Source organism: Aquirufa nivalisilvae (assembly GCF_004307455.1).
GTDB lineage: Bacteria > Bacteroidota > Bacteroidia > Cytophagales > Spirosomataceae > Aquirufa > Aquirufa nivalisilvae.
Window position 1 is genome coordinate 211,022 of the sequence record NZ_SEWX01000004.1, and the last position, 5,168, is coordinate 216,189.

2 protein-coding genes and 2 rRNA genes are annotated in these 5,168 nt (G+C 44.5%); 1 reads left to right on the top strand and 3 read right to left on the bottom strand.

Annotation, left to right across the window (positions count from 1 at the left end):
• Nucleotides 1-177: 177 nt before the first annotated feature.
• A complete protein-coding gene (gene rmuC, locus EWU22_RS06780) occupies nt 178-1,476 on the bottom strand; it encodes a DNA recombination protein RmuC (protein WP_130924947.1) in 1,299 nt (432 codons plus the stop codon).
• Between the two features lie 132 nt (nt 1,477-1,608).
• Between rmuC and EWU22_RS06785 the strand changes: the two genes are divergently transcribed.
• Nucleotides 1,609-1,968: a four helix bundle protein gene (locus EWU22_RS06785; protein ID WP_231962792.1), complete on the top strand. Its 360-nt coding sequence runs from the start codon at nt 1,609-1,611 to the stop codon at nt 1,966-1,968.
• A 95-nt stretch (nt 1,969-2,063) separates the two neighbouring features.
• Here EWU22_RS06785 and rrf read toward each other — a convergent pair.
• Nucleotides 2,064-2,175, bottom strand: a 5S ribosomal RNA gene (rrf, locus tag EWU22_RS06790).
• 68 nt (nt 2,176-2,243) lie between these two features.
• A 23S ribosomal RNA gene (locus EWU22_RS06795) occupies nt 2,244-5,073 on the bottom strand.
• Nucleotides 5,074-5,168: the final 95 nt, after the last annotated feature.

Consider the following 5,168-nt stretch of genomic DNA (forward strand, 5'->3'; position numbering starts at 1 on the left):
AATTATAAATTATAAATGGATGTAGGATTTTACATTCTAAACACTAATAACTCATAACTAATATTGCCGCTGCGTTCATCACATTTCGCAGGGCTGCACGACTATGTTTTCCATCAAAAATTCTACATTCCTCATTCTTCATTCTTCATTCAAAATGAATCATTCACCACTTACCATTCACAGTTCCTCTTCTTCGTCAGAATCCTCCTCTTGAATCAGCCCTTGGTTGAGTTTTTTGGTGGATTTGATGCCTAGTTTGTGGAGTTTTTCCGCACGAGTAACCAGGTTACCTTTTCCGGTGCTAAGCTTATTGACGGCATTGGAATGAGCATCTTCGGCCTTTTTGATGTGCTTGCCAACATCCTCCATATCTTGGGTAAAGCTGACAAATTTGTCGTAGAGATCTCCGGCTTGTCGGGCTATTTCAATGGCATTACGAGTTTGGTATTCGGTTTTCCAAACGGAAGCAATCGTTCTGAGCGTCGCCAATAGGGTAGAAGGGGAGACCAAGACTATTTTTCTTTCCCAAGCAAAGTTGAATAAAGAGGTGTCCTGAGAAATAGTCGCCACAAATCCAGATTCAATGGGAATGAATAGCAAGACAAAATCGGGGCTATTCAAGTTCAGACCGGTGTGGTAATCTTTGGCAGATAATTCTTTGATGTGATTCTTCAAGGATTCAATGTGGGCCTTGAGGGCTATATCCTTATCAACGGTACCTTCCTCGGCGCTGGTGTAGCGTTCGTAGGCTACCAAAGACACTTTGCTATCAATGATTAGATTTTTGTTGTCAGGCAAGAAAATGACTGCATCCGGTTTGATGCTTTCGTTCATTTGATTTCTGGTCACGAATTGGGTCTCATATTCAGAGCCTTTTTTGAGGCCTGAGCTTTCCAATACACGTTCAAGGATCATTTCACCCCAGTTTCCTTGGGTTTTATTGGAGCCTTTGAGCGCATTGGTCAAATCTTCTGTTTTTTGGGTAACAGTTTGGTTGAGGCTGGTTAGGTTTTTGATTTGCTCCATCAAGGCGCTATTTTGCTCAATGCTGCTCTTTTGTCCCAGGTTGACTTTCTCTTCAAACTCTTTTAGCTTTTCTTTTAGCGGATTGAGTACGTCATTGAGTTTTACTTGTTGCTGCTCGCTGAGTACTTTCCCTTGTCGGAGCACGGATTCATTGCTGATATCCACCAGCATTTTGCGCATTTTTTCTTCGTCGGCCTTCTGGCTATCCAGCGACTCTTTTAGGCTTTTATTTTGGCCTTCCAACAAAGAAACTTGTCCAAACATGCTTCTGTTTTCTTGTTCTAGCTCTTGGATTTTCTTTTTGTTTTCGGCCTCTAGTGTGAGCCATTTGCTTTGTTCTTGTTGGAGCAGAGCCAATTGGTTCGCTATTACGTTGATTTTACCTTGGAGTAGGAGGTAGGTGATACCGGCTCCTGCCAATATGCCGAGAAGGATGTAGAGGATAGTCATGGGGCAAAGATAGGGAAAATGTAGAATGTAGAATGTAGAATGTAAATGTAGGCAATCCTACTAAGTTATAAGTATATTGGCATTTAATATCAATTATTTAGATTCTATCATGTTATGTTCGTTAGATATTTGATGAAAAATCAAATGAGATCTGACAATATTATTCAGGTAAAGAGTTTTCAATTTGCATTAGAGATTATACGCACAGTCAAACTTATTCAAGTTGAGAAAAAAGAATATATACTTACTAAGCAAATCTTAAGGTCTGGAACTTCGATTGGGGCAAATGTTGAAGAAGCAATAGGAGGGGCTTCAAAGAGAGATTTCTATGCAAAAATGCATATCGCTTATAAAGAAGCAAGAGAAACTGGATATTGGATTAGGCTTTTAAGAGAATCCAACATTTATTGTAATGAAGAATTACAAAATAAATTAGAAGAGCTTCTTAGAATTTTAGGTAGTATTTTGAAGTCAAGCCATTTATACCATTAATTCTTCATTCTACATTCTTCATTCTACATTTCCTTAATACCAAAACCCTAATAAATAAAAAAGCCCACTAGAGACTAGCGGGCTTGATAATAATAACTTGGAGCTTACTTACTTTCCCGGGTTTGATCCCAGTATCATCAGCGGTGCGGGGCTTAACTTCTCTGTTCGAGATGGGAAGAGGTGAACACCCGTCCTATCGGCTCCATAAATCTTGCAAGGTCTTAGCCTTTTTCCATATTGTGAGATAAAATAAACAGTCGTTGCATTTTTTTTATAAAAGTAAGCTTTCGGGTAATTAGTACTACTCGACTTTGACATTACTGCCTTTACATCTGTAGCCTATCGACCGTGTCGTCTACACGGACCCTTCATGGAATACTCATCTTCAGGTCAGTTTCGCACTTAGATGCTTTCAGCGCTTATCTGGTCCCGACGTGGCTACTCAGCTATGCCCTTGGCAGAACAACTGATATACCAGCGGTCAGTCCAACTCGGTCCTCTCGTACTAAAGTCAGAACCTGTCAATATTCCTACGCCCACAACAGATAGGGACCGAACTGTCTCACGACGTTCTGAACCCAGCTCGCGTGCCACTTTAATCGGCGAACAGCCGAACCCTTGGGACCTTCTCCAGCCCCAGGATGTGACGAGCCGACATCGAGGTGCCAAACCTCCCCGTCGATGTGAGCTCTTGGGGGAGATCAGCCTGTTATCCCCAGAGTACCTTTTATCCTTTGAGCGATGGCTGTTCCATACTAAACCACCGGATCACTATATCCTACTTTCGTACCTGATCGACTTGTCGGTCTCACAGTCAAGCTCCCTTTTGCTATTGCACTCTACGCACGGTTACCAAGCGTGCTGAGGGAACCTTTGAAAGCCTCCGTTACTCTTTTGGAGGCGACCACCCCAGTCAAACTACCCACCAAGCAATGTCTCCCATCTAGGGATTAGAATTCCAGTACAAGAAGGGTGGTATTTCAACGTTGGCTCCCCGATGCCTAGCGACACCGGCTCACAGCCTCCCACCTATCCTACACATCCAGTACCAAAACTCAATGCTAAGCTATAGTAAAGGTTCATGGGGTCTTTCCGTCCCGTTGCGGGTAAACGGCATCTTCACCGTTACTACAATTTCACCGAGCTCACGGCTGAGACAGTGCCCAGATCGTTACACCATTCGTGCAGGTCGGAACTTACCCGACAAGGAATTTCGCTACCTTAGGACCGTTATAGTTACGGCCGCCGTTTACTGGGGCTTCAGTTCAATGCTTCGCCTTGCAGCTAACATCCCCCCTTAACCTTCCAGCACCGGGCAGGTGTCAGGCCTTATACGTCATCTTTCGATTTTGCAAAGCCATGTGTTTTTGTTAAACAGTCGCCTGGGCCATTTCTCTGCGGCCTCGATTACTCGAGGCTCCCTTTATCCCGAAGTTACAGGGTTAATTTGCCGAGTTCCTTAGCCGTGATTCACTCGAGCGCCTTAGAATATTCTTCTCGACCACCTGTGTCGGTTTACGGTACGGGTTACTTATTAGTTATACACGCCTAGACTTTTCTTGGAAGATCACTCGCTACACTCGTTTTGGCATTGCTGCCGCCTCTCAAAGACACTATTCCGTCAGTATCTGGTAACCCATTCTCTCCGTCATCTATTTGCCCAATAAGTAAGTACAGGAATATTAACCTGTTGTGCATTAGGTTGTCGCTCTCGCTAGACCCTTAGCCCCCGACTAACCCTCAGTTGATTAGCATAGCTGAGGAAACCTTAGTCTTTCGGCGTGAGGGTTTCTCGCCCTCATTATCGTTACTCATGCCTACATTTGCTTTTCTGATCGCTCCAGCCAAGCTTGTCGCTCAACCTTCGCCGCAATCAGAATGCTCCCCTACCAGTATATAAATATAATCCAAAGCTTCGGTACTTTACTTGATGCCCGTTTATTATCGATGCCCGCCTCGCTCGACCAGTGAGCTGTTACGCACTCTTTAAATGAATAGCTGCTTCCAAGCTAACATCCTGGCTGTCACTGCAATCAGACTTCCTTAGTTCAACTTAGTAAAGATTTTGGGACCTTAGCTGTTGGTCTGGGTTCTTTCCCTCTCGGATTGGGACCTTAGCACCCCAACCCTCACTCCCGGGTATATTTTAAGCCATTCAGAGTTCGTCAGGATTTGGTAGGATTTGACTCCCCCTAGTCCTATCGGTAGCTTTACCTGCTTAAAACTTGACCCCGAGGCTGTTCCTAAAAACATTTCGGGGAGTACGAGCTATTTCTCAGTTTGATTGGCCTTTCACCCCTACCCACAAGTCATCCAAATACTTTTCAACGTAAACTGGTTCGGTCCTCCACTCCGTTTTACCGGAGCTTCAACCTGCTCATGGGTAGATCACAAAGTTTCGCGTCTACTCCCACTGACTAAGCGCCCTATTCAGACTCGCTTTCGCTCCGGCTGCTCACATCTATGTGATTAACCTCGCCAGTGAAAGTAACTCGTAGGCTCATTATGCAAAAGGCACGCCGTCACCCCACGAAAGGGCTCCGACCGCTTGTAAGCGTATGGTTTCAGGGTCTTTTCACCCCCTTACTCAGGGTACTTTTCACCTTTCCTTCACAGTACTCGTTCACTATCGGTCTCTTGGTAGTATTTAGCCTTACCGGATGGTGCCGGCAGATTCAAAGGGGATTTCTCCAGTCCCCCCCTACTCAGGATACTCCTACAATGAAATAAACTTACCAATACAGGGCTCTCACCTTCTACGGCCCGCCTTCCCAGACAGTTCTCGTTCATTTATATCATCGATATCGAAGTCCTACAACCCCAGTCTTGCCGCAACAACACTGGTTTGGGCTAATCCGCGTTCGCTCGCCACTACTTACGGAATCACTTTTGTTTTCTCTTCCTCTGCTTACTTAGATGTTTCAGTTCAGCAGGTTTGCCTTCTATTATATAGAATACTAGATCTTCAATCTAGTGGGTTGCCCCATTCGGAAATCTTCGGATTAATGGTCTTGTGCACCTCCCCGAAGCTTATCGCAGCTTAACACGTCCTTCTTCGCCTCCAAGAGCCTAGGCATCCCCCATACGCCCTTATTTCACTTACTCTCTAATATCTTCATGCCCGAAGGCAATCGCTATCTATTTTTGCTCTTACTCTTTACTTTATTCTCACAATATGTCAAAGAACCTTGTGTAAAAAC